This is a genomic window from Bradyrhizobium sp. 23AC, assembly GCF_054863025.1.
Map to the genome: position 1 here is coordinate 1 of NZ_JAVAYN010000036.1, position 25580 is coordinate 25580.

A 25580-nucleotide genomic window follows, 5' to 3' on the forward strand; every position below is an offset into this window, starting at 1 on the left:
CTTCACCAACTGGTTGTCGACGGTGTCCAGGCTCTCGCTGGTCTCCGTCAAAAACTCCCGCAACAGATCATCCATGAAAACAGGCCTTCATACAGGGCGGGCACGCACGAATTGTGATGCGCCTATTCGGAATGGGGCCAGCTTCACCGCAAAGCGTTTAATATTGGTTGAGTATGTGCAAAAGAACGGAACCAACAAAGAGATAAGGCGCTCCGGACAAGCCGAAGCGCCTCGTAAAGATTTGATTAAGATGCCGAGCGCGCTGCGCGCGTTTACGAAGCGGTAATGATGATGGCTTCGCCTTCCGGCTTGAGCGTCACGGTGAGCCCGCAGGCCTGCGCCAGCAGCCGCGTATAATAAGGCTGGATCGCATGCGCGTCCGCGGCAGGGCCGCGCTCGCCGCTCAGCAGCTCGGAGATGTTCTGCGGCAGGCGCGCATTATGTCCGGTCGCGGTGATGCGAAAGCTCATCGTTTCGCCCTCGCCGATCGGGTCGATCGTCAGCATGCCGCCGCGCGGGATCGTGTGCTGGGACACGACCAGCATGTTGAGCAGCAGCTTGACGCGATTCTTCGGCAGCAGGAGCCGCGGCAGATTCCAGGTGATCGAGCACTTGCCGTCCTCGATGTGGCCGCGCGCCATGGTCTGGGCATCGCCGAGATCGATCTGCGCGCCGGAGGAGCCGGCGGCGCCGAAGGCGAGACGGCAGAACTGGAGCCGGGCGGAGGCGGTCTTGGCGCTCTTGCGAATCAGGTCGAGCGCGAATTCGCGGTCTTCCGGCTTGGGATCATCGTCGAGCACTTCGAGCCCGTTGACGATGGCGCCGACGGGGCTGATGAGATCGTGGCAGACCCGCGAGCACAGGAGCGCTGCGAGTTCGAGCATATCGGGAGCAGTAGCGGTCGCGGGCGACGAGGCGTCAGACATTTAAAGGGGTCCTGGAGGGTTCCTGAAATTGCACGGCGCTGGACGCCGCGAATCACGCATGCTTGACGGATGCTGCGGGTTCTAACATTCGCCAGCCCGTGGCAGCTAGCTTGCGATAGGTTCGAAGCGGCCATAAAGCGCTGCGGGCGAATCAACTGAGGGGGACGAGAGTTGCTGACGAATGAGGCACACTGGTGAGGATCATCGACGCCGAGGCCGCATCCAGGTTGATGGAGCCGCTCACCGCGCTGGTGGTGAAGGCGGGCGAGGCGATCCTCGGCGTCAACCGCGCGGCGATGCGGATCGACGGCAAGCAGGACGGCTCGCCGGTAACCGAGGCGGATCTTGCCGCCGACCATATCATCGCGGACGGCCTGGCCCAGCTTGCGGGCGACGTTCCGACCCTCTCGGAAGAGCGGACCGAGCTCGCCTCGCCATCGTTTGATGGCAGCTTCTTCCTGATCGACCCGCTCGACGGCACCAAGGAGTTCGTCGCCGGTCGCGACGAGTTCACCGTCAACCTCGCTTTGGTGACATCAGGCGTGCCGCTGCTGGGCATCGTCAGTGCGCCTGCGCTCGGCTTGCTCTGGCGCGGCATCGTCGGCCGCGGCGCCGAGCGCGTGAGCTTTGACGGCGCTACCATCGGTGCGGCCCAGCCGATCCACACCCGCAAGCTGCCGGCGCAAGGCGAGCCCTGGATCGCAGCGGTGAGCCGCTCGCATGGCGATCCCAGGAGCGAAGCGTTCATCGATAACAGGCCCAACGCCGTCAGGCGGACGGTCGGCTCGGCCGTGAAATTCGGCCGGATCGCGGAAGGCAGCGCCGACATCTACCCCCGCTTCGGACCCACTTGTGAATGGGACGTCGGGGCCGGCTCTGCGGTCGTAACCGCGGCCGGCGGCAGGGTGACCGACGGCAAGGGCGGCGAGCTCCGCTTCGGCGAGCGGCACACCAGCGGCTTCATCATCCCGGAGTTCATCGCCTGGGGCGACCCGCAGGCGGCAAGACTCTGAAGGCTGCTACTGACCGAGCTTGTCCTGAAGGGCGGGCCAGCGCTTGCCCACCTCATAGAGGAACCGCTCGGGATTGGCGGCGAAGGCGTCGCGATTGGCTTCCCGGCTGAACAGATAGAGCCGCTGCGCCACGATCGCGAAGAAACGGGGATTGCCGGCGACGGTCACCCCGCGGGCGATGTCGGCGGGGTCGTAGCCGCCGAATTGCGGCCCATAGATCTCGGGATGGGCCAGGAAGGAGGCGCGGTTGCCCTCGTTGCGGAAGCGCCAGACCGCGCCCCATAGGTTCGCCTCGAACTCCGCCGTGCCCCGCATGGCCGCCCCCGCGACGAAATAGGCGACGGGGTCGAACCCTTCGATGGCGACGCCGGTGAAGCGGTTGACCACGACCCGCTCGGTGGTGGCGGCCCCGGCCGAGCTGATCGGGCCGGTGAGCCATATGCCCGGCAGCACGCAAACGAGGAGGCCGATCAAGGCAATTCCGGGGCGCAAAGGGCTATCTTCCTGCCGTTGTGCCGTCATAGTTGCTGCGGATAACATCCGAGTCGAGGGGACATCGGGCGCAACCTAGAGCCTCGCCTGTTGGCGTCAGGTTAAGGAAGCGACCGGTTTCGGTACCAGGGGTTCTTTTATGACTTTCGCATCACGCCTTGCTGCGCTCGCGCTTGCCGCGATGGTCGGCTGGATCGTGCCGGCCTCCGCCCAGCAGGCGCCGCCGCCCAATCTGCCGCCGCCGCAGCGGACCCCGACGCCCAGCACCTACGGGCCGGACGAGCTCGTCGGCGCCGGCCACCGTTTCTTCGGCAACGTCTCGCGCGGGCTCGCCTCGATCATCGAGAAGGCGATCAGCCAATGGGGCCTGCCCAACGGCTATATCCTGGGTGAGGAAGGTTCCGGCGCGTTCGTCGCCGGCCTGCGCTATGGCGAAGGCACGCTCTACACCAAGAACGCCGGCGACTTGCGCGTCTACTGGCAGGGCCCCTCGCTCGGTTTCGACTGGGGCGGCGACGGCGCGCGCACCATGACGCTGGTCTATAACCTGCCCGCCACCAACGCGATCTACCAACGCTTCGCCGGCCTCGACGGCTCGGCCTACATAATCGGCGGCTTCGGCATGACGGCGCTCACCGCCAACAACATCGTGCTGGTGCCGATCCGCTCCGGGCTCGGCCTCAGGCTAGGCGCCAATATCGGCTATCTCAAATACACGCCGCGTGCGACCTGGAACCCATTCTAGGGTTTTCCTCTCCCATCGGGCTTACGGATCAAGGTTAACGACAGGCCGGGGCTGGCTTTTTGCCGGGCCGCCATGGCATGGTCGTTGGTGAATTTTTCCTTAAGCTTGGGAGTTCTGCCCCATGGTCGAACCGATCATGTACCTGGCGATCGGTTTCCTGCTGTCGATGCTGTGCGGGCTCGCGATCGTGCCGCTGGTGCATAACCGCGCCGTGCGCCTGACCACGCGCCGGTTGGAGGCCGCAACGCCGCTGTCGATGGCCGAGATCCAGGCCGACAAGGACCAGCTCCGCGCCGAATTCGCCATGTCGGCGCGGCGGCTCGAGATGAGCGTCGATCAGCTCAAGAACAAGACCACGAGCCAGCTCGCCGAGCTCGGCAAGAAGAGCGACGCCATCAACCGCATGAAGATCGAGCTTGGCGAGAAGAACGCCACGATCTTCGCGCTGGAGGCGCGCGAAAAGGCGGTGAAGGAACAGCTCCGCGCCACCGAAGAGGAGTTCAACGCCAAGACCGAAGCCTTGCGCGCCGCCGAGAACGCGCTGACCGACAAGCAGAACGAGCTCGCCAAGATCAACTCCGAACTGTCCGACCGCTCGATGATGGCGGAGAGCCGCCAGGTTGAGCTGGTCGCGGTGCGTGCCCAGATCGAGGAATTGAAGAACCGCGTCGGCGATGCCGAGAAGGAATTTGCCGCGACGCAAGCGCGCCTCGCGCAGGAGCGGACCGAATCCGAGACCGCCTCGCGCGAGCTCGGCGATGCCCGCGGCCGGGTCGAGAATCTGAGCCAGCGCGTCACCGAGCTCGATCGCCAGCTGATCGGACAGGTGAAGGAAGCCGAGATGCTGTCGGGCCGCGTCGCCGACCTCGAAGGACGGCTCGCCACGCAGGGCAAGCTGCTCGCCGAGCGCGACTATGAGAACAACCAGCTCCGCCAGGCCAATGAAGGTGCCGAACGCACCGTCAAGGAGCTGCGGGTCGAGATCGCCGCCTTGAGCGGCGGCAAGTCCTCGGCCGCCGTGGAAGCGTTGCGCGCGGAAAAGACGGCGCTGGAAGAGCAGCTGCGCACCGCCCGCGACGAGCGCGCCAAACTCCAGCGCGACATCAACGCGATCCAGCAGCAGGCGGAAAGCTCCTGGGCGACCGAGCGCATGGAGAATGCGCTGCTCCGCGAGCGCATCAACGACATCGCCGCCGAAGTGGCAAAACTCGCGATGCAGCTCGAGGGCCCGAACTCGCCGATCGAGGCGCTGCTGGCGGCCGAGGCCGGCCAGCCGCCGAAGCCGGCGCCGCGCCCGGCCAACGACGCCGCGACCAATGGCGCGCCGAGCCTGCCCGAAGGCGGCGGAACGCTGGCCGAGCGCATCCGGGCGCTGCAGGCCCACGCCTCCCGCGCCCGCCAGCAGGGCGCGTAAGCGGCCCGAAATCCCGCCTTCCTTGCGAATTGCGCGACCAGGCCAAGGTTTTCCGCCCCCGCGGCGCCTGGAAACTTGACACCTCAAGCCCGCACTTCTAAATCGCGGGCTCCGATGCGCCGGCCGGCCGAACAGGTCCGGCCGTCTGCATGATGGTCCCGGGCGCATAGCTCAGCGGGAGAGCGTTCCCTTCACACGGGAGAGGTCCAAGGTTCGATCCCTTGTGCGCCCACCATTTAGCCCCTTTAATCAGTAAGTTAGAGATCTTGTTCCCTCGAAGTGTGCCCCGAAAAAGTAGGGGCACAGCGGGGGCACAACGCGCCTTGGGCAAAAATCGCTCAGTCTGTATTCCGGATATCTTCTATTGAGGGCCAAATCGCCGCGCTTCGAGACGAGATCGAAAAGCTCGCCGACGCGGTAAGTCGTTCCCAGGCTGCACTTGCATCCGCTCGCGAAATTGAGCGGTCAGACGCGTGAGCGCAGAGATCATCGATAAGAGGCTAGTCCAAATCAGCCCTACTCAACGAGCTGCATCAGCGCCTGCGCCCGCATGCCAACTGGAAAACCATCGACTACAGCATCCGCGGGGACGTTCGCCGGTTCCTGAGCCTAAGAGTTGGAGATTGGCTTAATCCGCAATTCGTTTTCAGCAGTGGACAGCGCCGAGCCGCGGGCCTGGCATTCCTACTTATCTGTGCATCTTGCTCGCGCGTGGACGCCTTGGCACTCGCTTCTCCTCGATGATCCCGTTACCCGCGCGGGTTTTGCCGTTCAGCTTCACGCCGTAGCGCGCGGCGACGTCGTCCGCGAACGGGTCGACTGCCAGCCTGTCGGGAAGCCCCTTGCGGCCCCGCGATCTCCGGCACCAATTCGCGGTGACCAGGCTCAGGCTTTGGCACCAACAGCGCGCAGATGTTCAAGCGCCGCCGCCTTTTACACGCCCTACTTCATCATCGCTTCGACCTCGGCACGAAAGGCCTGGCGCGAGGCGTCGCGTGAATAGAACATGTGCCCGCCCGGATAGACCGCGAATTTGACCCGCGGCGCCGACCCAAAGGGCGGCAACTGATCGAGCGCCAGCTTCGAGCCGAAATAGGGCGTAACAATATCGAACAGGCCGTGCCCGACCATCACGTTCATCGTCGCGTCCGTGGCAAGGATCTCGCGCAGCTCTGAACGCGACTCCGGTAGGCTCTGGTGGCCGAAATCCCAGGCTCGTGTGACCGCGCGATTGAGCAGTTCATACGAGCCGTCCGGCCGCCAGTTGAGCTTGCGCGTCAGGACATCGACGGCGGCACTGCTCAACGGCGCCGCGAGCGCATCGCCCGAGGGATCGCCGAAGCGGGAGCTATCCAAGTCCGGATAGGGATCGAGGCCGCGCACCGAGGCGTCATAACCGCCGGTCACCTTGCCGCTCTTGCGGTCGAACTCGCGGCGGAATTCGCCGCGGTCAAAGCGCCCGGCGAGCCGTCGGCTTACGGCCTTGTCAATGCCGGTCAAAGCGGCGACCTTGTCGGCGAGACGGTTGGTGGCCTCCTTGTCTGCTTGGCCCTTGATGAGGTCGGCCAAAAATTCGCCACGCGCGTAAGCTTCGACATCGGCGAGATCGGCGCGTTTGACCGCCCCCCTGTCCTCGCCCTTGGCTTCGCGGGCCACCGCGACATAGCTTGGCAGCGATGCGACAAGTCCCAGAAGGCTCGTGCTTGTGAACTCTCGGTAGTCGAACAGCGGCGAGAGCAGGATCAGGCCCTTCACGCCGACGCCCTGCTCCATCTGCAGATTGCGCACAACCTTCGGTCCGCGAATGCCGCCATAGCTTTCGCCCGCGACGTATTTCGGCGAGGAGAGCCGCTCGTGCTTCTCGAGCCAGCGGCGGATCACAAGCGCGATTGAACTGGCGTCACCATCGACCGAATAGAACCGCCTGCGCACATCTTCGCCCGTCGCCACGAAACGGCTATAGCCGGTACCGACAGGATCGATGAACACGAGGTCGGTGAAATCGAGCCACGTCTCGGCGTTGGGCCTGACCTCGGGCGAGGCGGACGCTGTGACGGTTTCCGCATCGATCGGCAGCCGCCATGGCCCGGCATTGCCGAACTGCAGCCAAGCAGAGGATGACCCGGGGCCGCCGTTGAAGAGGAACGTCACCGGACGCGTGGCGCGATCTGTGCCGTCGAGCTGATAGGAGGTGTAGGCGATGTCGGCCTGCGGCTCGCCCTTGTGGTCGAACAGGTGGATCGAGCCCGCAGTCGCGATGAAACGAAGCGTCCGCCCGGGCAGCTCCAGCGTCTGTTTGGTGGTGGAATCCGGCGGCAGGCGATGCTGCTCGGCCCCCGATGGGGAAGTCGGCGCGCTGGCGCTGCGCGCGCCGGACCCGCCCTTCTGGCCGACCGGCGTCGGGGCGTCGGGACGCGGCGGCGGATCGTCGGCGCGGGCGCTCCCCATCACGGTGCACGCAAGTAGGGCCAGCGCGAGAGGGATGTGGCGCAGCGCGCTTAAATCGAACAGCATAGAGTTTTCTCCCCGGTCCGGCCGCACCTTTCTGTCAGGGGCCGATTGCGATGGTTTAAGGTTGCGGGACAGGCCGGACTGTCGTGGTTCTGGCTTATGGTGCACTAGGCGCATCTGCCTAACGGCTCTCTTCAGTTAGCTAAGAGTCGGGAACAACGAACCTGCTAAGTCTAGTAGTGACCTCTGTTCCTGAGGGCACGGGCCGCCTGCGCAATGGCACAAAGCCTACCCCATTCGGCTTCCGGCATTTCAACGAGTTCGCGCGCCGTCACCGGCCGATCTCCCCGTCAAACATACCGGCTTCGATTATCCGTCGCAGTCTTTCGCTGCAGGTCAAAATGTGGCCCCACTTGATTGCACCTCACCGCAACTTGACTGAAGCCGAGGCGACATCATTCGAGGACGACCTTGAAGGAGGGATACGGCCGTTGGAAAGCGGCAAGCACACGATCGCGCGCCCGGTCCATCTCGCGAGCTGCTGCGTCGGTGGGCATGAAAGTTGGACAAGCAGGATTGCCGCAGCCGCAGGGCCCTGTTTCGCCGGAGGACAGTAGCGTTTTGAATCGGCGGCGAAGCTGGCCCAGCTCACGGACCGTCAATTCCAGCGCGCTGCGGATGCCGGCATCGCGGTTGTGGTAAGCGAGGGAAGTCGGTGTATTTCGGCGCCTTCTCGCGTCCTCCGAGGGCGAAGGCCACACGTCCGAATCGTGTCGGGTGCGCCAACTACGCCGATGCACGATCTCGATTGTCCGCTGACAATCAAATCGAGGTTCATCATAGATCGCCAGGAATCGGACAACGCAGACGCGAGGTTGACGGCTTAGACGCCTCTCATGCGCTCTACGCTTCATGACGAGATCGGCTAGCGAAGGGATCAGTTGCACGTCGCAATCTGATCATTATAGGGGCGAGGCATCGACCGCTCGACGTGCCCCCCTCACAGATCCGGACGGTCAGCTTTCTCCCATCCGGCTCCTCTGACGAGTAATGCTCAGGTCAATTGGTGACGCTGGCCGTGCACATATCATTCGGCATGCAATATTTTCGAGTCGGTTGACAAAATGCCCCGCATCTATGTCGGCGTTCACGGACGTGCGGCATCCTCTCGATACTCTTTCCGAAAGAAACGACGTGCGTTGCCGCGCATGATCTGCTCAATCAGGTCACGGGTGTCCTCAAGCGCGATCCAGCCCTCGGCGACCAATTGCGAGAGCGCCTGCGCGATTCCACGGCGCGCTACGAACGCATGGCCATAAATTGGCTCGACAGCGACATAGTCGCCACCGAAGGTGAAGATCTTGTTGGACGGGACCGCCATCAGAAACTCTTTCAGAAAACGAACGCCCGCCACCGGATTGATAATCCATGCCCAGCACATGTCGATCGCGGCGTTAGGGTAATGTTTGGCCAGCGCGATAAATTCGTGCTCGTATGGATAGCCGATGTGCATTAGAACGAATCGGGTTTCTGGAAAGTCCTGCAACAGACGGCAGACGTCTGCGGCATTGCTGTGGGTACGACCGAGTTGCATCACGCCGAAACCAGCCAAAACGCCGGTATGCAGTTTGACCGGCAAGCCGCACTCGCCAGCCTTGCCGACGCAATAGCGGAATAGATAATCTTGCAGCGCCTTGAGATCCTCAGGACCGAGGGCGTGCAACGCGCCGACTCTGTCGGCATGGTGGGGAAATAACCTTGACGCATGGGCTTTGGTGACCGGCTCGAAATCGAGAGCGCGCGAATAGGCAATTTGCGATTTTACAGCCACGGCTTTGGCGCCGTATGTTGCGAAATAGAAGTCGATGACCTCAAGCCACTCATCGAGCGTCGTCGGGCGTTTGCCTGTCTCGGCTTCCACCCACGCAAAGTCAGCAGCGCTACACCGGCACAACTGAAGAATGCTTATATCGTGGTCGAGTAGCCCTGGCTGCTCGGTCTCCATAAAGATGCGCTGCAGCGAATTGACGTGGCAGCCCTCGATGTTCGCGAGGCCCAGAATGCGTGCGTAAAAGCCGGGCTGAACGGTTTCACGATATTTCTCGGCGATGCGAGGCAGGCTCTCGGCTGTCAGATCATCTTCGCCGTAAACGCCGCGAAATGTATGGCGCAGAGCCTGGGCGTAACCCGTGTGGCGGATGCGGTCCCAATAGGGGGCGATCAGCCGATATTTTTCCTGGCTCGCGAGATCCGGCCCGAGAAACCTTCGCAGGTCGGCTGGTGGCAGACCTGCAACCACCAGGTCCTCGGCAGCATAGGACCTGAATAGATAGGCCCAGTCGTCGCATGGCAATGTTCGCGGATGAATCGCGCCGGAAAGACGCTGACTTTCCTCGATCAGATGCTCATGGGTGTCCACAAATGGCGTCTCCTCGACCCATTGTGCGATTTGTCGATCGGAGTCCGTCATTGCGTCCCAGCCAACCGCAGTTCTACCTCTCATTTTGGGCTCCTTTTGGGTAAAGCCAGCTGCCTGCGTCCGCATTGGCGATCACGAGCAAGCACATGCTGTAAGTCTAGTGTTGACATCCTATCGCGGCGGGGCCTTCAGCCGCCGCTGGCAGGATCAATAATTGACGACATCACTAGGATGGGCAACGCGCTCTTTTAGCGCATCGGTCATTGGGAAGTTGAGATTGATGTTTTTCGGCGGGATCGGAGCCATGAACCATTTGTCGTAGATCTTTGTGAACTCGCCGGAAGCCATGAGTTTGGAAAGAACGTCGTCGACTATCTTTTTGAAGTCGGGATCACCCTTCGAGAACATCAGACCGTAATAATAAATGGTACCGTAGTTAGCTTTCAGAAAGATGAGGTCGGCCGGGTTCGAATAATCGGCCTTCATACCGGCCAAGAGAATGTCAGCTTCCACCCACGCCGCTGCACGGCCGGTCGCGAGTAGCAGTAACGATTCCGCATGGTCTTTGGCTTGAGCGATAGTAAGATTGAGACCGTCATCTTGCGAAATGCCCTTGACAATGCCGAGAGCATCGGAACCCTGCGTTACGACAACAGTCTTTCCCTTCAGATCTTTCGGCGTCTTGAACCCGCTCGCCGCCTTTGCGAGCCAAGCCGTTTGACTGGCGAAAGTTGAAACACTGAAGGAAACCTGTTCCAGACGCTGCTTGCTGCTGGCAGTGCCGCCACATTCGATGTCGATGGTACCGTTCTGAATAAGCGGGATTCGGTTCGATGAGTTGACCGGCGCAAGCTTTGTCTGAAGGTCTGGAGTGCCGAGATCAGATTTCAGACGATCGACGACATGCGCGCACAGGTCCAGGGAGAAACCAACAGGCTTCTGGTCAGCGCCGAGATACGAGAAGGGTATCGAAGCCTCGCGATAGCCAATGGTGATCACTCTTTTCGATTTGATTGTGTCGAGCGTTGGACCCGCATGGGCCGCGGAGACCAAAAACACGGTGATCGCGGTCGCGGAAAACAGTGCAAACATTTTAGACATGGAAATGCCTCTCGTTCGAGTGAGACGCGCCTTTTGCGCCTTATTGGTTTTAGGGCGACTCGGACCTCGCAGCGGCGACCTCAGTGAATGATCTGATTGAGGAAGACCTTCGCACGTTGCGTGTTCGGCGCGCGAAAGAAGGTGGTCGGATCGCCCTCTTCCACGATTGAGCCGCGATCCATGAAGACCACACGATCCGCAACTTCCCGCGCAAAGCCCATTTCGTGCGTAACGCAGACCATCGTCATCCCGTCCTGCGCGAGCTCAACCATGGTTTCGAGCACCTCCTTGACCATTTCCGGGTCGAGGGCAGAAGTCGGCTCGTCGAACAGCATGATCTTGGGCTGCATGCACAGGGCGCGAGCTATAGCGACACGCTGCTGCTGACCGCCCGATAATTGCGCGGGATACTTCTTGGCCTGATCGTGAATCCGGACCTTCCTCAGCAACACCATAGCCCGCTCACGTGCTTCAGACTGAGCAAGACCCCTGACTTTCATCGGAGCCAACATGCAATTTTCGACTACCGAGAGATGCGGAAACAGGTTGAAGCTCTGAAAGACCATGCCGACTTCACAGCGAATGCTGTTGATATCGCGGATCCGATCCGTCAGTTCGATCCCATCGACGACTATTCGGCCGGAATCGTGCTTTTCGATATGAATGATGCAGCGGATCAGGGTCGACTTCCCCGACCCCGACGGCCCGCAGAGCACGATCTTTTCTCCTTTTGCGACGTTGAGGTTGATGTCGCTTAGGGCATTGAAGCTGCCGAACCGCTTGACGAGGCGCTCGACGACAACCATCGGAAATTGGTCGGCTGGGCTAACTGCGCGCTCTTGCTGCATGCTGGTCTCCAGGTTGTAGACCCAAAGGAATGACGGGCCATCGATTGATTATCGGTCGGTGCCCGCGATCGCGTACCTCTTGCGGAGCGAGGCGACCAATTGGGACGCGGCGGAGCTTATGATGAGATAAACAACAGCCACTGCGAGGTACATCTCGACGAGGCGACCATTGAGCTGTGCAAGCTTCGATGCCGCACCAAGGAGATCGGTGAGCGATAGGACGTAAACGAGGGACGTATCCTGAAACAGAATGATGGTCTGGCTCAGTATGATCGGACTGGCGACCCGAAACACCTGCGGAAGGACGACGTGGCGATACGTATCGAATGTCGACAAGGCGAGAGCCTGGCAGGCCTCGAATTGTCCTTTGTTCACCGCGCGCAACCCGACGCGGATGATTTCCGAATAGTAGGCGGCCTCGAACAAGCCGAAGGTGATGAACGCCGTATAGGTGGCACCGACTGGAATCGGACGACCATTGCCTGACAGGTGCCCCAGAACGATGGGCACCAAGAAGAAGAACCAAAACAGCACGAGAATGAGCGGAATCGATCGCATCAGGGCGACGTAGCTACGGACAAGTTGGCTCAGAATGCGGAGCTCAAAGTGCTGCAGGAGAGCGAAGAGCGTTCCAAGAAACATTCCAACCAGGAAGGCGGCTGCTGTCAAGGAAAGCGAGAACAGCAATCCTGGCCATAGATAGGGCCATGCCTGCGCGACAATGGAGAAATCGAGACTGTTCATTTCACGACCTCCATACTGTCAGGCAGAGGGCTTTTCAGCTTCACATCGTCAAAATCTGACCCCACGGCTTCCTTGCCCAGTGCGGTACCGGGAATGCGCACCGATTTGTCGATGAGCATCATCGTCTGGTAGGCGATCAGAGCCAAAGCAAGATAGATGAGCGTGGCGGCACCGAATGCAGTGAAGGTTTGGAACGTAGCGTCGCTAATTTGGCGCGCCTGAGCGGTCAGTTCCATCAAGCCGATTGTCAAAGCAACGGACGTGTTCTTGTAGATGCCCATCACCTCGCTTGTCAGGCTTGGCACGATGAGGCGCAGAGCCTGCGGCAGAATGATATGGCGATAGGTCAGATATCCGCTTAGGCCAAGTGCGGCACCCGCTTCGGCTTGGCCCTTAGGCAAGGCTTCAATGCCTGCCCGAACCTGTTCTGCGATGCGCGCAGCGGTGTACAGGCTCAGACACCACAAGGCCGGAAAGAAAGATCCCCAGGGCGGAGGTATTTGCTTTATCCAGTCACCCATAGCACTCGGAAGAAGCTCGGGCAGGACGAAGTACCAGAGAAACATTTGGACGAGAACGGGAATGTTCCGGAAGATCTCCACGTACAATCGAGCTAAGGCCCCTAAGAAGGGGTTCCGCACGGTTCGACCTATGCCGACGACGATTCCGACTGCGAACGCAATCCACCAACCGAAGAAGGCAAGCGCCAACGTCCAACCAAGACCCGAAAGAAGCCAGTCAATGTACCGCTGGCCGTCCATGGTCTTTTCAAGAAGAACTCCGAACATCGCGAGCCTCACGATTGCGGTGTGCACGACGACCATGCCCCGCATGGTCGGTCGTCGTGCGCGTTGTGCCGGTACTAATCGACCGCGTCACTTGAATGCGCGATCCTCTCCTTCAGCACGCCGGTGAGCAGAATGGCGTGATGCTCGCCCTTGGGCGGGATCGGGCTGCTGTCTGCTTCGCGTGCGTTTTCTCGAACCGCTCCCATGCCAAACCCTAAGCGGCCCTGAATGACTTGTTTGACTCGCGTCCGCGGATGAGATGCACCAGACGATCCACATCGGCGACGGTGTTGAACATGCCGAACGATACACGGATGCCGTCGCGCTCGGGGGAAACACGCACCCCATTCTCTTCGAAGTAGCTGAGCCACTCTGTCGCGGGCAGACCAACGACGTAGATGTGGGGCGAGCGATGTTGCCGCTGACGCGGACCGACGAGACCGAGGTCGAGTTCGTCCAGTTGGGCGATGAGATGATCGCCCAGATCGAAGCAATGGTTCTGAATGTTCTTCACGCCGATCTGCTCGATCATATCGAGCGAGGCTCCGAGCGCGTGAATTGCAGGAAGGTTGAAGTTTCCCAGCTCGAAGCGTCGCGCGCTGGGCGATGGCGTCAGGCGGTCGGGACGAGCGATAAGGTCGTGAGGAATCTCCGCCAAACTCGCAGCGGCAAGATAGGCAGGCTCCAGTTCCTTCAGGGTCTTGTCCCAGTAGAGCAATCCGAGACCTTGAGGGACGAGCAATCCCTTGTGACTCCCGGAGCCAACGAAGCTTGCCCGGATGGCCTTCGCATCGATTGGAACAACCCCAATTGCCTGCATGACGTCTACGACGAAGTAGAGCTTCTTCTCCGCGCAAAGAGCGCCGATGCTCTCGATGTCGAAGCGATGTCCGGCGTGGAAGGTGACGTGCGAGAGCGAGATCGCGCGGGTCTTCTCGTCGATGTGCGGAAGGACAGTGTCGGCGTTTACGACGTCCGTCATCGGAAGGAAGTCGACCTCGACGCCCTTCTTCTTCAAATTGAGGAATGCATATGCGTTGTTTGGATGATCCCCATGGATCATCAAAACGCTGTCGCCGGCTCGCAGAGGCAGCGCGTTCGCCGCGATGTTCATGCTTTCCGACGTGTTCTTCGTGAAGGCAATTTCGTCGGCCGACACCCCAAGGAAACGGGCGACCTTGGCACGTGTTTGCTCGACCCGATCGAGCCATACGCTTTTCGGTCCGGCCGTCTCCAAGCCCTCACGAAGAAAGGTTTCGATCGCCGCCATTACGGGACGCGCGAGGGGCGCCTGAAAACCGGAGTCGAGGTAGACCATCCTTTCGGCTACCGGGAACTCCCTGCGCACAGCCTCCACGTCGTAATGACGAGACATCCCCATCTCCCTTTCGAGCACTTCGCCAGCACCGCTCCAATTCACGGCTCAGCCGCCGCCCAAACTCAGCCTGTGCAATGCACAAATTCCGATCAGAACGCGGCAACGCCAACGTTATGGGCAATTGCGCGACACGTCCAAATTATTTTTCATATTTCAGTAGCATTTACTCCGAAAATTGATAATTTGTACTAAGGGAGATTTTTATGACGGAGCAAGAAAAGACGGTTGGGCCTCTCGACCGGGCATTCGCCATCGTGGGTTACGTTGCCAATCAGACGAAGGCTGTTTCGGTCGCGGAGATCGCTAACGCTCTTTCGTTGCCGATTCCGACGGCCCATCGGCTTGTCGGAAATTTGGAAGAACGCGGCCTCCTTCAGAAGGCTCTCGGATCGAAGCGCTACGTGGTGGGAAATCAGTTGGTCACGCTGTCCGCCAAAGTGATCGGCGCGGCCTTTCGCACGGCGCGGCGGCACGCGGTACTCCGCGCGGTTGCCGGCGAGATCGGCGAACAGTGCGAAATCGGGGTCGTGCGCGACAACGTCGTTGCTTACGTCGACAGCGTACGTGTCTCCCAACCACAAGGGCTTCAATTCAATCCTGGCGAGGCTGCTCCACTTCACTGCACCTCGACTGGAAAAATTTACATGAGCCGGTTACCCGAGAGAGCACGTGAGAAGTTATGTCGCTCACTCGCTCTGACACAGTACACTGATAACACGGTCGTGGATTGCGACACGCTCCTGAGACTTCTCGAGGAAACACGCCGACACGGTTGGGCCAAGAGCAATGAGGAGTACGTGAAGGGTGTCGTCGGCTGCGCGGTACCCATCGTTTCCCCGGACCGAGAGCTGATAGCCTGCCTTGGCGTATCGGTGCCTGTGGCGCGAGTCAGCTTCGCAGAGCTTGATCGCTTCATTCCTCTACTTCAAAAAGCCTCCGTACTCCTGTCGCAAACCATCCTTCAGACGGACAGTGAGGAAGAAACACTCGAGGATACATTCCCCTAAAACGACTTCTCTTGCGAATCGCTTCATCACAGGAGCTTCGATCGTTTATCCGAAATGATAACAGCAACGATAACGCAAGAGAAGTTTGGACTCGCGTTTAGCGAGCAATCGGCCCACGCGGTGCAAGGAGCCGCGACTTCTCCTGCCCAGCGGACCGCTACCCGCCGCCTTCGTAAAACAGCTCCAGCGGTAGGCCGACCAGCGCCTTGCCGATCCAGTCCCGCGCGATCACGTTGGATGGCCCCATTGCGATGGCCGCGCGCGTCCCGGTAGGAGCGCTCGATCGGACCGCGATGGTAGCCATAACCGCCGGTCACGGTCAGCGCCGTGGCCGCGAGCTTGTTGGCAACCTCGGCGGCGTGCACCTTGAACTCGGTCAGCGGAATCGGGATCTCGCTCTGCAGCTTGCCGGCGCGCCACAAGCGCGTCGAGCCGGCCCGCGAGTTCGTTGCGCCAGGCCGCAGCGTCTCGACCAGCACCTTGGCGGCGCCGGAGTTCCTGCCGGATCGCCTGGCAATCGGAAAGGCTCTTGTTCCGGTCCTTATGCACGAAGCTCGTGGTGTGCGCGACCGCCGCGCTCAAGGCGCCGCGGGCCACGCCTTCCCGCCTGCGCCTGACGCCGATGAGCCACTGCGTCCCATTCGTTGTTGCTTAGTGTTTTGATGCACCTGAAGAGATAGCATCGCGATGGCGGTCGCACGGGGACGTCCAATCAGCCCAACGTCCGTCAACCTTGCACGGAACCTCCATCTATATGAACAATACTCAGAGGAATGTCTCGATCATGCTTGACGATCGCACATGAGCGCAATTGTCCTGCCTGTCGCTGGAACGCGTAGATCGGATTCATACCGCAATAGGCGTAGGTGCCGGATGCAGTGGCCATGCACTGGTCATAGGTCGAGAACTGGCAATTGCCCGGATAGCCCCAGGTACGCCCCTGCAGGCAATAAATGTCCTGCCGAGCCGGGGGGACGTACGACCGCCCCCGCTGAGCGGCAATTGAAGGCGATCCCAAGCCGACAAGGATGGGAAGTGCAAGCACGCCGATAAACAGAAGGTTGCACATGAGACCATTAGCCTCCGTTAAGTCTTGCTGAAGGATAGAGGATTCTCATTTGATGTTTTGATCTTAGTCAATGGCAAATGGCCGGTCGCAGCCCGTCCGGCGAATGCCTGCGAAAGAAGCTCGAGCGTGACGGCGCTCCCTGGAGCAGCATTCCTGCTATTTGTAGAAGAGGAACGCATCTTTCCAGCGCGGTGAGGGGTGCATGCGCGGCAGAAAAATCCCTGGGGCAAAGGATCACTCGAGCTTGAGAACTCTCGCGCTCCGGAATGAGCCGGTTCGGATCGGCGGCAAGCCCTACCGTGAGCTTATCAAATGACCGAAGCGGAAATTCACCGTCTCTCAGGCCTGCCGTAGATCGCGTAGCGCTAGAGCTGCACGACCCAAGGGACCTGGCGGGGCTCATGAAAGGTTGAACGAGCTCTTCTAGGTGATCGGCCTGATCCGGCGCAGCAGCGAATCGGCATATTCCTCGCGCTCGCGCATAAAGCGCTTTTGATGCGCTTTGAAACTCTCGATCCGCTTCCTGATCTCATCACGTTCGCTGCTGCCATAGCCGGGGACGCCGGGGGCACCCTGCTCGACGACCTCCTTCGGCTGACGCCGCGGCCGTTCGATCTCCACCTTCAGCGATCTGGCCAACGCCGTGGTTTCCTCGACAAGCGCATCGAGCTCGCTCTTCCAGTCATGCATTGACGCCCCCTTGCGCACTTCAGCCCGCTAGATGAGCCAGTTCATCACAAGCCAACCTGCAACAATGACGCAGACGCCAATCGCCAGATAGGGAACCCCAACCAGCATCCGCCGCTTCTCCTTGAAAAGCCTGTCGACAACAATTATTGCCGGTGGCCCTCGGGTACAAAGCGCTCATCGTGAAACAATGCAGTCCGGCCCCGGTGGCAACAATCCTAGACCAAAAACACGTTGTTTCCTAGGTTTGCCGTTCAAGAAGCTTAACGCAAGCCGATGGTGTTTCCGCCAAGAACGGGGCGCGACGTCCGGGAGAGATTTCCACCTGTCTTACAGTCTTGTGCCCTTGCTTCGAGGCTCGTAATCCGCGATCGCAGCAAACGCCGAAGATTCGCCGTATCGGAAGGAATTGAAGCGGGGCGACCTAACCGGAACGAACATTGAGGTGATCACGAGCATTAGTGAGGTAAAGCCCGGAGAGACGGCAACGCTGCACATCCATCATGGTGATGAATCTTACTACTATCTTGAGGGGGGGCACGATCGAACTGCCCGATGGAAAGCAGGTGTCGATTCCTACAGGTGCAGTCGGCTTGAATGTTCGCAATGTACCGCATGGGGCTTACAAGGTCTTCGGTGATAAGACGCAAAGCCGTCGGACGCGGGAGCCATAAGCTCGCCCGATGCAGGCAGAGTGAATTTCACTTACTCATCGTCGCGCATATCCCCTTACATTTTGTGTTGGTCTTCGCTCGCCCATGGGAGACGGACCAGGATGTTGGAAGTCGGCAATCGGATCGTCATGGCCTCAGGGGCTTCGCGCGGCATCGGACGCGCCGCCGTCGACCAGCTCCTGGCCTCGGGCTTCCGCGTATCGGCGGGGCTTCGCGACCCGCGGGCGCCTCGCCGAGAGCGCGAGGCTCATGACGCACCGCTATGATGCCGAAGGCGCCAAAAGTCCTATCTCCTGGGTCAACGCAACGGTCGCGCGCAGGGGCGGAATCGACGCCATCGTCAACGCAGCTGGTATCAATCCGAAGGTCCGAGTCTCCGACGAGGGCGAGAACGAGCTGGATGAAATGTGGCGCGTAAACGTCAAGGGTCCCCTGCGCCCCGTCTGAGCCGCCCTCCCTCATTTGGCCGTCTGCGGTCATGGCCGGGTGATCAATCTGGGATCCCTCGCCGGAAAGCGCGTGGGAAGCAACGTCGGCTGCGCCATGACCAAGTTCGCCGCGGTTGCACTCACCCACGGCATTCAACGGGAAGGACGCGCGGCCGGCATTCGGGCGACGGTGATCTGCCCGGGCTACGTCGCCACTGACATGACGCTGAACGACGACGAGATCCCTCGCCATGAGATGAGCCAGCCGGCCGACATCGCCCGCCTGGTGGAAACCGCGCTCATGCCGCCGAACAATGCCTCGGTCTCCGAAATGCTCGTGCACTGCCAATTCGAACCGATGCTTTAAGGCTGGGGCGAGACGACGACATTCGTCGTGGGGGAAAGAATCCCCGCCGACCCGACAGTCTGGTTCTGCAACAGGCGGTACCTGCCACGACGGCACAGCAGAATGTCCGTTTTGCTCGCTTTAGGATCCGGAGCTGCGCGCTTCTGCGTCCTGGATCGAGGACGGCGAGAAATACGCCGTGATCGTCTTAAAGCGTGACACTCGACTAATGTAGTATGGATCAGCCGATCGGCGTCGGGACGCCGCGCCGATACACAAGCGAGTCGCGCAAAATCCGGCAAGCCAATTCGACGGAGATTGGCTCTCAGCCTCATGGCGACAGACGGATCCAAGGTTCCGCGACCGCACTCGAGCAATACGTCCGATGACTCGAGTTGTCGGCCGCATCTGTGATCCGCCGCTATTTGGTCGATCACTCACAACGATCGCCACGTATCTGCCTCCCTGCGACAATCGGTCGAGCCGCGACGCTCGTGCTGCTCCGAGTGTCGCTTCAAAGACGAGGACGGCGAGCGCTCTGCGTGCGTGATCCAGGCGAGCTCGCTCGATGTGACGTTATGAGCCCATCGCTAAGCCTTGCCCCGCGGGTCCGGGCGCGGTCACCCTCCGGCCTCTGGATCGACAAATCCGACCTTAGCGTGGCCGCTGAGACAATGGCAGCGGCCGGCGAGGCAACATCTTGCGGAACAGGCAATTCCCTGTGGCCTGCCTCACGTACGCATTTTGTCAGAATACAACCGCGCTTCATGTCTGAAACCCGCCTCCGACTGTCTTCGAAAACCACATTGCGCCAAAAAAGACGCGCGCGAGGCCCTTCAACAGTGCTGGCCCAGATTCTGCACCGGCTCTCCGCGCCAGGAAGTTAGGCGGCAGCAACAAGATGGAGTCGCGCTTGGGCATCGATCTGTCAATCGATAATGCGGTTGCCGCACCGGAGGTCGCCTGTCTGCACCGCGCTGGGAGAACGGAAGACGCTCCTGCTTGCCACGGCCTCGCGCGGCATCGGTCATGCCACCGGAAACCTGTTTTCAGAAGATGGCCGGCGTATCTTCGCTTGCACGCGGCAATCCTCCGGTGGCGGGCGATGTCCATGGGTTTCGGAGGCAGACAACCATGCCCACGTCGATCTAGGCATTCGTCGGACGGTGTCGCACGCCACCCCCAAGGTCGGGGAACGGCTTGCTGGCGTACCGCTAGAAGCATTGATCCACAATACCGGCATTTCGCCCTAGACGCCGGACCGTACCCCGCAGACGTCTTTGACGGCGTCAGTCGAAAGCGGGATCAGGCTGTTCCGGCTCAATCTGCTCGGCCTGATCCTGCTCCCGCAAGATCTCTTTGTCGAGCCGAAGGCGACCTCGGTATCGATCGTCAACGTGACTTGATCGGCGCCTTGCCGCGCACCCGTTTTCCAGCACCGCCAATGCCTCGAGCGTCAAGGCTGACGGTTGCTTGCTCACTCTGAAGCGAGTCGTGAATACATGATCGATGAACTTGATCTGCGAACCTTCAACCCCCATCCGCAACGCGACGCTGTGCTCGACGAAGTGCACGCGCGCCCTTTCACGCGCCTTGTTTCGCCATTCAGCGTGATTCACTTCGCTTTTCTTGCGCAGGGCGAGGCGGCCGTAAGCGATCGCTGTCGTTTTATCGATTTCTGCCTGGACCGCAATCTTCCGCCGCCTGGGCAATCGGCGAAACATCATCAGATTGTCATCGGGCCTGCTACGCTACGCCGGGAGCAGCATTCGGAATTTACAACATTCACCTGGTTCTGGCCTAACGCAAGTGGTCCTGCCGCTCACCAATTCGACAAAGTTGATGATGCCGTCCGATCGCTGATCCGCGCGTTGCGGCAGTCCGGACAATTGCTGGTCGCGATCAGGTTAGAAGTGGAGCAGGACCCCTCGCCGACTAAGCGCGCCGAACAGATTTTTGACAAGAATAGCCTGGCCATGGTTGCCACAAGGAATGGTGCAGGCGTTGCCGCCTCAGACTTCCGCGTGGACGAAAAAGGCTTCACGAAAATCCTCGTCTGCGACCTCGGGTTGACGTCGCACGATCTCGGAGCGCTGGTGCAACGGCTCCTGGAAATCGAAACCTACCGCCCGTTGGCGCTGCTTGGTCTGTCGGCGGCCCTCGAGCTTGCGCCGTCTGTCGATCGTATCGATCGGCGTCTTGTTGAGACGCTCGAAGAAATGCAAGGCGCAGAGGGACTGAAATTCAACAACCACCTGCTTGCCGAACTGACGGCGTTGGCCGCCTCCTTCGAAAGAGGTGCGACCGGTAGCCTGTTTCGCTTCGGCGCCAGCAGGGCCTATAACGAGCTTGTCCAATCGCGGCTGTCCATCATTGAAGGCAACGATGTGGCGGGCTATCCGACCTGGTCGTCGTTTCTGGCGCGCCGGATGGCGCCTGCGATGCGCACCTGCGCGACCGTGGAGGATCGTCAGGCAAGTCTGTCGGTCAAGCTGGCGCGTGTCGCCGATCTGTTGCGAACACGTGTCGACGTCGAAATTGAACGACAGCATCGTGACCTCTTGCACGCTATCAACGAGCGCGCGAGGCAGCAACTTCGGCTGCAGTGCACGGTCGAAGGATTATCGGTCGGGGCGATCGGATATTACGTGGTCAGCCTGTTTAGCTATCTGGCGAAGGGCGCGCACGATGTCGGACTGCGTGTAGAGCCCTCGTTCCTAACCGCAGCCTTCGTGCCGATCGCGGTCGGCGTGATCTGGCTGGTGAGTTACAACATCCGGAAGCGACACCTCAAGCACGACAACGCGCCCTCGGTGGCTTGCGACTAAAGCTCCTTGAGGAAAGCAGTGCGTTAGCTCGCATAGTCGTGGTGCGACGCTGCCGCAAAAGCTCCCACTGGTTAGCCCGCAATTTGTGCTTTGATTGACCGGGATAGGGGACGTCTCGCGATGCCCGCCTTCCCACACCACTTGGCATACACGAGTCCGTACCGCGGCGGTTCGACTGAGTTAAGCTAGCCCAGAAACCACTATTCGGAAGAGACTCGAGCGTCAAAGAAGTGGTTGCGCAGGGCGTGCAGGACCGCCGGTGCCCGGACATTCGCCAGAGCCCCGCCGGCGAACTGGCCGCAATCGATGCGGCGAACTTCGCGAAGCCGAGGCGGACCGGCTCGGGAAGCGCTTCGATCGCCGCAAAGACTGCAGTTTCGAGGTTGGCCAATGTCTTGCCACCGGAACTGACCGATTTTCCGGACCAGGTGAGGACAACAAGGTTTTCGATGAAGCTTCATCAAGAACAGCAACTAGCGGCCATGGCCGCTGACGAACCAGATTCGAGCGGGATCTTCCTCTCGGACTTCCCCGCGCGCGCGGAGCGGAGCGCCGGTGGTCAAGAAGCCGCTCGAATAGGAACCCTGTTACTTTGCGGGGCAGACTCGAGGCTCCGTGGCCGCCCTATCAAGTACCCCTGCATCTCGTCGCACCCCTCCTGGAGTAGCAGCGACATCTGAGCATCGGTCTCGATACCCTCGGCAAGCACCGGCACGCCAAGCCCGTGGGCCAGGCCGATCACGGCTCGAACGATGGCCAGCGACCGCTCGCTCTCGCCAAGCGCCGCGACGAAGGAGCGGTCGATCTTGATGCGGTCGAGGGGAAACGCCTCCAAATAGGACAACGACGAGTATCCAGTTCCGAAATCGTCGAGCGCGATATGGATCCCGAGAGCCTTGAGCGACTGCATCGTCCTTTTGGCGCGCGCAATGTCCTCGATCAGTACGCCTTCAGTAATCTCTAGCTCAAGGCGCGAAGCCGGTAGCCCGCTCTCGCGCAGTGCTTTGCGAACGTGGGCATCCAGATTTTCTCGGCGGAACTGTGCGGCCGAGACGTTGACCGCCACCCTCAAGGGCTGGTGCCACGACGCCGCTTCCATGCAGGCCTCCATGAGAACCCAGTCATCGATCTGCGCGATCGAGCCGCTCTTCTCCGCGACCGGAATGAACTCCCCAGGGGCAATGATTCCGCGCACCGGATGGCGCCAGCGTACGAGGGCCTCATAGGCCTTGAGGATACCGTGGCGGTCCTGTTGCGGCTGGTACTCCAGATAGAGCTCGCCGCGCTCCACAGCCACCCGCAAATCGTGCTCCAGGGCGCGGCGGTCCCGCAACTGCTGGTCCATGGCGCTCGTGAACAGGCGGATCGCTCCCCTGCCTTCGTGCTTCGCGCGATAGAGCGCGGCATCGGCGTTCGCCAGCAGGAAGACGGCATTGTCAGCGTCTCTCGGATACAGGGCCACTCCGACGCAGAGATCTATCTGCAGGGCGTGGCCGTCGACTTCGATTGGATGTTCGAATTGGGCACGCATCCTGGTGGCGAGCAGTTCCGCGCTGGCCGGCAACGGCAATTCATCAGTGATGCCGATGAACTCGTCGCCGCCGACACGGGCAACGTAGGATCCTTGCGCGGCTTCCTGCAGGCGCCTTGAGGCCTCCCGCAGCACGGCGTCGCCGACGGCATGGCCGAACAGATCGTTGATCTCCTTGAAGTGATCGAGGTCGATACAGAGCACCGCAAACCCATCGTCACTGGCGCGCGCCCGCTCGATCGCGTCGATGAGGTGCTGATCCAGCGCCGCCCTGTTCGGCAATTCGGTGAGCGCGTCGTGGCAAGCGAGATAGCTGATCTTCTCTTGCGTCCGATTCCGATCGGTCACGTCGAATGCGACCGAAACGTGCGCGGCGCGGCCTTCGTAGATGAGCGGCCGAGACTCGATCACGACCTGGATCACCTCGCCGTTGGCCGTCCGGTGCAGCTCGAAATCACGACTTTCGCTCTCGGGATCTCCGCACTCAAGCTGCGGCTCGAACATGCTGAGGAGAGCTTTGCGGGAAAAGCCGTAGTGGCGGCACATCGCCCCGTTCACCGCGATCACTTGCCGCGTCTTCGCCTCCGACACCCACATCGGAAGCGGATTTTCTTCGAAAAGAAGCCGGAACGACGCCTCACGCCGCTTGAGGTCGGTGATATCGATCCGAACGCCTATGCTACCCCCATCCGCCGTCCGTCTTTCCTCGACGCGCACCCATCGATCGCCGGCGAGATGCTGCTCATGAGAGTGCCGGGGCAATGCATGTCGGGCCATGCGCTCTGCGAGCCACTCTTCCTCGCGTCCCGCAGCTTCGGGGTACTGTCCGGCGGCCAAACCGGCGCGGAGGATGCCTTCGAACGGAGCTCCCGCCGCGAGGGCGTCCCGGCTGGCAGCGTAGAATTCCGTGTACTGCCTATTCCAAAGAACCAGCCGATCGTCCTTGCCGAAAATGGCGAGGCCTTCAGGCACGACGTCGAGCGCTTCCCTCAGGTGAGTGTGGGCGGCCCGCGCGGTCGCTTCGGCCTGCTCGGCCGCGGCCTTGGCTTCCGCAAGAGCCATTTCGGTCCGGTGACGCTCCGTGATGTCTTCGTGGGTGGCGACCCAGCCGTTGCCCTGCATCGGCCTATGCCGGATGCGCACGATGCGCCCGTTCGTCAGCTCGACGGTCGTATCCGAATTCTTGGCAATCACCGCGGCGCTGTTGCGCCAGACCAGATATTCCTGCTTGGACATCTTCGGTGCGCTGCCGACCGAATATCGGAGATCGACAATATCGTTCAACTTCATGCCTGGCCGGACGATTTCCGGATCGAGGTCGTAGACTTCCAGATACTGCCGATTGCAGACGATCAGGCACTGATCGTCGTCAAAGAAGCAAAGGCCCTGAGACATGTTGTTGAGCGCTCTGTCGAACCGCTCGGCGAGAGCTGTGGCGGTCTGCTCTGCAACCCTTGCACGATCGCCTTCTTCGGTCAGTCGGCTATGGGTCTCCACCAGTTGAACGAAGGACCGGAAGTTCGTGCTGATCATCCGACCGAGCAGGACGAGCAACAGCAGCAGATTGATCCCGAGCGAGATCATCATCCCGTCTCCGGAGAAGAGCAGCACGGTCGCGATCGGCGCACCGGCGATGATCATCGTCAGCCGCGACGCCGGCGGGAAGCTGCCGAGGCAGTAAGCGGTGCCGATACATCCCATGAACACGAGCAACGCGACAGGCGCGCGCAGGCTCGGCTCGACAACTCCAAACAGCGCCAGGATCCAGAACACGAAGCCCGCGTTGAGCACCACCGCCACCAAGCGGGTTCTGACGAGCTCACGGTACGCCTCCTCCGGCGTGAAATCGCTCCGCCTCAGGCGTATCCACTGAACCAGCCGGACGAGACAGATCGCAAGGAGAGCGGCCGGCAACGCGAATCTCAGCCATGGCGACACCGTGGTCGGGAGGACCAGCCCTACGCTGATACTGTCGACGAGCAGCACGGCGTAGAGAACCGGCACCTGCTGTCGGAGCACACGGAACTGCTCCACGAGGAGAGAACGACCCAGCGGGTCGGTCAGATCGCCCACGGAGAAGGCGGTACGGAATCGCGCGAATATGCCCATTTAGATTGCCCCAGCCGTTCCAAAGCTAGGACAGAGAGGCGAAGGACACGTAAAGGTGCTTGGTGTCTCGGGCATTAACGGCGCTGCTGCAATTGCGAAGAATTAACCTTCAGGCGCCGCCGGTCGCCAACCGCTTCCGCCACCGCACTGCTCTCTCAGTGACATGGCTTAAAGCGACGGGCTCGGTCTACTTCGCGCGAGGCATGCTGACGGCGCGACGCGCGACTGGTCGAAACCGGCGTCCTCGAACAGATCCCGGCCTCCGACGGCAGCGCCTATCAGGAACATGTGCTGACCAGACGGGACCACGGCTTGTTCCTGGTCGTGGTCTCCTTAAGGCAATGGGGCGAGGCACATCTCTATGCGCGCGGCGAGACGCATTCGGTGCTGCTGGACCAGACGGGCAGGCGGTCGGACAACTCGTGCTGCCGTCGAAGAGCGGCAAGCCGCTGGGGTGGTCGGACACCAAAGTGAGGAAAGTCGCCGCGCGCAGGCGGCGAGCGGTGCCGAGTTTGTCGCCGCAGCTGCGTAGGGAGGGATTAGTCTTATTGCGTCAGAAAGACCTCATGATGAGGACCGCGA

Annotated in this window: 22 protein-coding genes and 1 tRNA gene; 10 read left to right on the forward strand and 13 right to left on the reverse strand. The window is 60.9% G+C overall.

From position 1 onward, the window contains the following. A partial coding sequence (locus tag RAD10_RS40065) for a hypothetical protein (protein ID WP_461621783.1) occupies positions 1 to 286 on the forward strand: 286 nt, incomplete at its 5' end. On the opposite strand, the gene chpT is transcribed toward RAD10_RS40065, so the two are convergent. Further along, positions 273 to 926 carry a histidine phosphotransferase ChpT gene (chpT, locus tag RAD10_RS40070; protein ID WP_026202749.1) on the reverse strand — a complete coding sequence of 218 codons (654 nt, stop codon included), beginning with the start codon at positions 924 to 926 and terminating at the stop codon, positions 273 to 275. The genes RAD10_RS40065 and chpT overlap by 14 nt on opposite strands. A gap of 191 nt (positions 927 to 1117) precedes the next feature. Between chpT and RAD10_RS40075 the strand changes: the two genes are divergently transcribed. Then, on the forward strand, positions 1118 to 1939 hold the full coding sequence (locus tag RAD10_RS40075; RefSeq protein WP_461621795.1) for a 3'(2'),5'-bisphosphate nucleotidase CysQ family protein: 822 nt from the start codon (positions 1118 to 1120) through the stop codon (positions 1937 to 1939). A 6-nt stretch (positions 1940 to 1945) separates the two neighbouring features. Here the strand turns inward: RAD10_RS40075 and RAD10_RS40080 are convergent, their stop codons facing one another. Beyond that, positions 1946 to 2431: a YHS domain-containing (seleno)protein gene (locus RAD10_RS40080; protein WP_461621784.1), complete on the reverse strand. Its 486-nt coding sequence runs from the start codon at positions 2429 to 2431 to the stop codon at positions 1946 to 1948. Between the two features lie 139 nt (positions 2432 to 2570). Here RAD10_RS40080 and RAD10_RS40085 point away from each other — a divergent pair, with 139 nt between their 5' ends. The 3 genes from RAD10_RS40085 (at position 2571) to RAD10_RS40095 (ending at position 4825) form a co-directional block, all read left to right on the forward strand. Further along, positions 2571 to 3176, forward strand: coding sequence for a DUF1134 domain-containing protein (locus RAD10_RS40085; RefSeq protein ID WP_018322430.1), 606 nt, complete (start codon positions 2571 to 2573; stop codon positions 3174 to 3176). A 121-nt stretch (positions 3177 to 3297) separates the two neighbouring features. Further along, positions 3298 to 4590, forward strand: a complete 1293-nt coding sequence (locus RAD10_RS40090; protein WP_461621785.1) for a hypothetical protein — start codon at positions 3298 to 3300, stop codon at positions 4588 to 4590. Positions 4591 to 4750: 160 nt separating this feature from the next. Beyond that, positions 4751 to 4825 (forward strand) — tRNA-Val (locus RAD10_RS40095). A 707-nt stretch (positions 4826 to 5532) separates the two neighbouring features. On the opposite strand, the gene RAD10_RS40100 is transcribed toward RAD10_RS40095, so the two are convergent. The 7 genes from RAD10_RS40100 to RAD10_RS40130 all read right to left on the reverse strand — a co-directional run bounded on the left by RAD10_RS40100 (position 5533) and on the right by RAD10_RS40130 (position 14316). Then, positions 5533 to 7104 carry a S10 family peptidase gene (locus tag RAD10_RS40100; RefSeq protein ID WP_270162913.1) on the reverse strand — a complete coding sequence of 524 codons (1572 nt, stop codon included), beginning with the start codon at positions 7102 to 7104 and terminating at the stop codon, positions 5533 to 5535. Between the two features lie 1084 nt (positions 7105 to 8188). Further along, positions 8189 to 9511, reverse strand: a complete 1323-nt coding sequence (locus RAD10_RS40105; protein ID WP_270162914.1) for an amidohydrolase family protein — start codon at positions 9509 to 9511, stop codon at positions 8189 to 8191. Between the two features lie 156 nt (positions 9512 to 9667). Then, positions 9668 to 10561, reverse strand: a complete 894-nt coding sequence (locus RAD10_RS40110; protein WP_270162915.1) for an amino acid ABC transporter substrate-binding protein — start codon at positions 10559 to 10561, stop codon at positions 9668 to 9670. An 80-nt stretch (positions 10562 to 10641) separates the two neighbouring features. Next, the gene (locus RAD10_RS40115) at positions 10642 to 11409 is read right to left on the reverse strand and encodes an amino acid ABC transporter ATP-binding protein (RefSeq protein WP_270162916.1); all 768 of its coding nucleotides are present in this window, start codon (positions 11407 to 11409) and stop codon (positions 10642 to 10644) included. 48 nt (positions 11410 to 11457) lie between these two features. Continuing rightward, entirely contained in the window at positions 11458 to 12153 is a 696-nt protein-coding gene (locus RAD10_RS40120; RefSeq protein WP_270162917.1) for an amino acid ABC transporter permease, read from the reverse strand. Further along, a complete protein-coding gene (locus tag RAD10_RS40125) occupies positions 12150 to 12941 on the reverse strand; it encodes an amino acid ABC transporter permease (protein ID WP_270172929.1) in 792 nt (263 codons plus the stop codon). The genes RAD10_RS40120 and RAD10_RS40125 overlap by 4 nt, the downstream gene beginning before the upstream one ends. A 214-nt stretch (positions 12942 to 13155) precedes the next feature. Beyond that, positions 13156 to 14316 carry an aminotransferase class V-fold PLP-dependent enzyme gene (locus RAD10_RS40130; protein ID WP_461621786.1) on the reverse strand — a complete coding sequence of 387 codons (1161 nt, stop codon included), beginning with the start codon at positions 14314 to 14316 and terminating at the stop codon, positions 13156 to 13158. A 206-nt stretch (positions 14317 to 14522) separates the two neighbouring features. On the opposite strand from RAD10_RS40130, the gene RAD10_RS40135 reads away from it, so the two are divergent. After that, positions 14523 to 15326, forward strand: coding sequence for an IclR family transcriptional regulator (locus RAD10_RS40135; RefSeq protein ID WP_270162920.1), 804 nt, complete (start codon positions 14523 to 14525; stop codon positions 15324 to 15326). Between the two features lie 26 nt (positions 15327 to 15352). Here the strand turns inward: RAD10_RS40135 and RAD10_RS40140 are convergent, their stop codons facing one another. The 3 genes from RAD10_RS40140 to RAD10_RS40150 form a co-directional block, all read right to left on the reverse strand. Further along, the gene (locus RAD10_RS40140) at positions 15353 to 15805 is read right to left on the reverse strand and encodes an acyl-CoA dehydrogenase family protein (protein ID WP_270162921.1); all 453 of its coding nucleotides are present in this window, start codon (positions 15803 to 15805) and stop codon (positions 15353 to 15355) included. A gap of 248 nt (positions 15806 to 16053) precedes the next feature. After that, positions 16054 to 16395 carry a DUF3551 domain-containing protein gene (locus RAD10_RS40145; RefSeq protein WP_270162922.1) on the reverse strand — a complete coding sequence of 114 codons (342 nt, stop codon included), beginning with the start codon at positions 16393 to 16395 and terminating at the stop codon, positions 16054 to 16056. 423 nt (positions 16396 to 16818) lie between these two features. Beyond that, the gene (locus RAD10_RS40150) at positions 16819 to 17085 is read right to left on the reverse strand and encodes a hypothetical protein (RefSeq protein ID WP_461621787.1); all 267 of its coding nucleotides are present in this window, start codon (positions 17083 to 17085) and stop codon (positions 16819 to 16821) included. Positions 17086 to 18005: 920 nt separating this feature from the next. Here RAD10_RS40150 and RAD10_RS40155 point away from each other — a divergent pair. The 4 genes from RAD10_RS40155 (at position 18006) to RAD10_RS40170 (ending at position 21358) form a co-directional block, all read left to right on the forward strand. After that, positions 18006 to 18203 (forward strand): Rossmann-fold NAD(P)-binding domain-containing protein, encoded by a 198-nt coding sequence (locus RAD10_RS40155; protein ID WP_270162924.1) that lies wholly within the window; start codon positions 18006 to 18008, stop codon positions 18201 to 18203. A gap of 39 nt (positions 18204 to 18242) precedes the next feature. Then, positions 18243 to 18551 carry an SDR family NAD(P)-dependent oxidoreductase gene (locus RAD10_RS40160; protein ID WP_270162925.1) on the forward strand — a complete coding sequence of 103 codons (309 nt, stop codon included), beginning with the start codon at positions 18243 to 18245 and terminating at the stop codon, positions 18549 to 18551. A gap of 1259 nt (positions 18552 to 19810) precedes the next feature. Then, on the forward strand, positions 19811 to 19936 hold the full coding sequence (locus tag RAD10_RS40165) for a hypothetical protein (RefSeq protein WP_256374910.1): 126 nt from the start codon (positions 19811 to 19813) through the stop codon (positions 19934 to 19936). A gap of 96 nt (positions 19937 to 20032) precedes the next feature. Further along, positions 20033 to 21358: a DUF3422 family protein gene (locus tag RAD10_RS40170; protein WP_461621788.1), complete on the forward strand. Its 1326-nt coding sequence runs from the start codon at positions 20033 to 20035 to the stop codon at positions 21356 to 21358. Positions 21359 to 21917: 559 nt separating this feature from the next. On the opposite strand, the gene RAD10_RS40175 is transcribed toward RAD10_RS40170, so the two are convergent. After that, positions 21918 to 24998, reverse strand: a complete 3081-nt coding sequence (locus tag RAD10_RS40175; RefSeq protein ID WP_270162927.1) for an EAL domain-containing protein — start codon at positions 24996 to 24998, stop codon at positions 21918 to 21920. Between the last annotated feature and the right edge of the window lie 582 nt (positions 24999 to 25580).

Excerpts from the sequence above, each read along its gene's own strand:
- chpT (WP_026202749.1), bottom strand. The coding sequence starts at position 926 with ATGTCTGACGCCTCGTCGCCCGCGACCGCTACTGCTCCCGATATGCTC.
- RAD10_RS40085 (WP_018322430.1), top strand. The coding sequence starts at position 2,571 with ATGACTTTCGCATCACGCCTTGCTGCGCTCGCGCTTGCCGCGATGGTC.
- RAD10_RS40090 (WP_461621785.1), top strand. The coding sequence starts at position 3,298 with ATGGTCGAACCGATCATGTACCTGGCGATCGGTTTCCTGCTGTCGATG.
- RAD10_RS40100 (WP_270162913.1), bottom strand. The coding sequence starts at position 7,104 with ATGCTGTTCGATTTAAGCGCGCTGCGCCACATCCCTCTCGCGCTGGCC.
- RAD10_RS40105 (WP_270162914.1), bottom strand. The coding sequence starts at position 9,511 with ATGACGGACTCCGATCGACAAATCGCACAATGGGTCGAGGAGACGCCA.
- RAD10_RS40110 (WP_270162915.1), bottom strand. The coding sequence starts at position 10,561 with ATGTCTAAAATGTTTGCACTGTTTTCCGCGACCGCGATCACCGTGTTT.
- RAD10_RS40115 (WP_270162916.1), bottom strand. The coding sequence starts at position 11,409 with ATGCAGCAAGAGCGCGCAGTTAGCCCAGCCGACCAATTTCCGATGGTT.
- RAD10_RS40120 (WP_270162917.1), bottom strand. The coding sequence starts at position 12,153 with ATGAACAGTCTCGATTTCTCCATTGTCGCGCAGGCATGGCCCTATCTA.
- RAD10_RS40125 (WP_270172929.1), bottom strand. The coding sequence starts at position 12,941 with ATGTTCGGAGTTCTTCTTGAAAAGACCATGGACGGCCAGCGGTACATT.
- RAD10_RS40130 (WP_461621786.1), bottom strand. The coding sequence starts at position 14,316 with ATGTCTCGTCATTACGACGTGGAGGCTGTGCGCAGGGAGTTCCCGGTA.
- RAD10_RS40135 (WP_270162920.1), top strand. The coding sequence starts at position 14,523 with ATGACGGAGCAAGAAAAGACGGTTGGGCCTCTCGACCGGGCATTCGCC.
- RAD10_RS40145 (WP_270162922.1), bottom strand. The coding sequence starts at position 16,395 with ATGTGCAACCTTCTGTTTATCGGCGTGCTTGCACTTCCCATCCTTGTC.
- RAD10_RS40150 (WP_461621787.1), bottom strand. The coding sequence starts at position 17,085 with ATGCATGACTGGAAGAGCGAGCTCGATGCGCTTGTCGAGGAAACCACG.
- RAD10_RS40155 (WP_270162924.1), top strand. The coding sequence starts at position 18,006 with ATGACGCACCGCTATGATGCCGAAGGCGCCAAAAGTCCTATCTCCTGG.
- RAD10_RS40170 (WP_461621788.1), top strand. The coding sequence starts at position 20,033 with ATGATCGATGAACTTGATCTGCGAACCTTCAACCCCCATCCGCAACGC.
- RAD10_RS40175 (WP_270162927.1), bottom strand. The coding sequence starts at position 24,998 with ATGGGCATATTCGCGCGATTCCGTACCGCCTTCTCCGTGGGCGATCTG.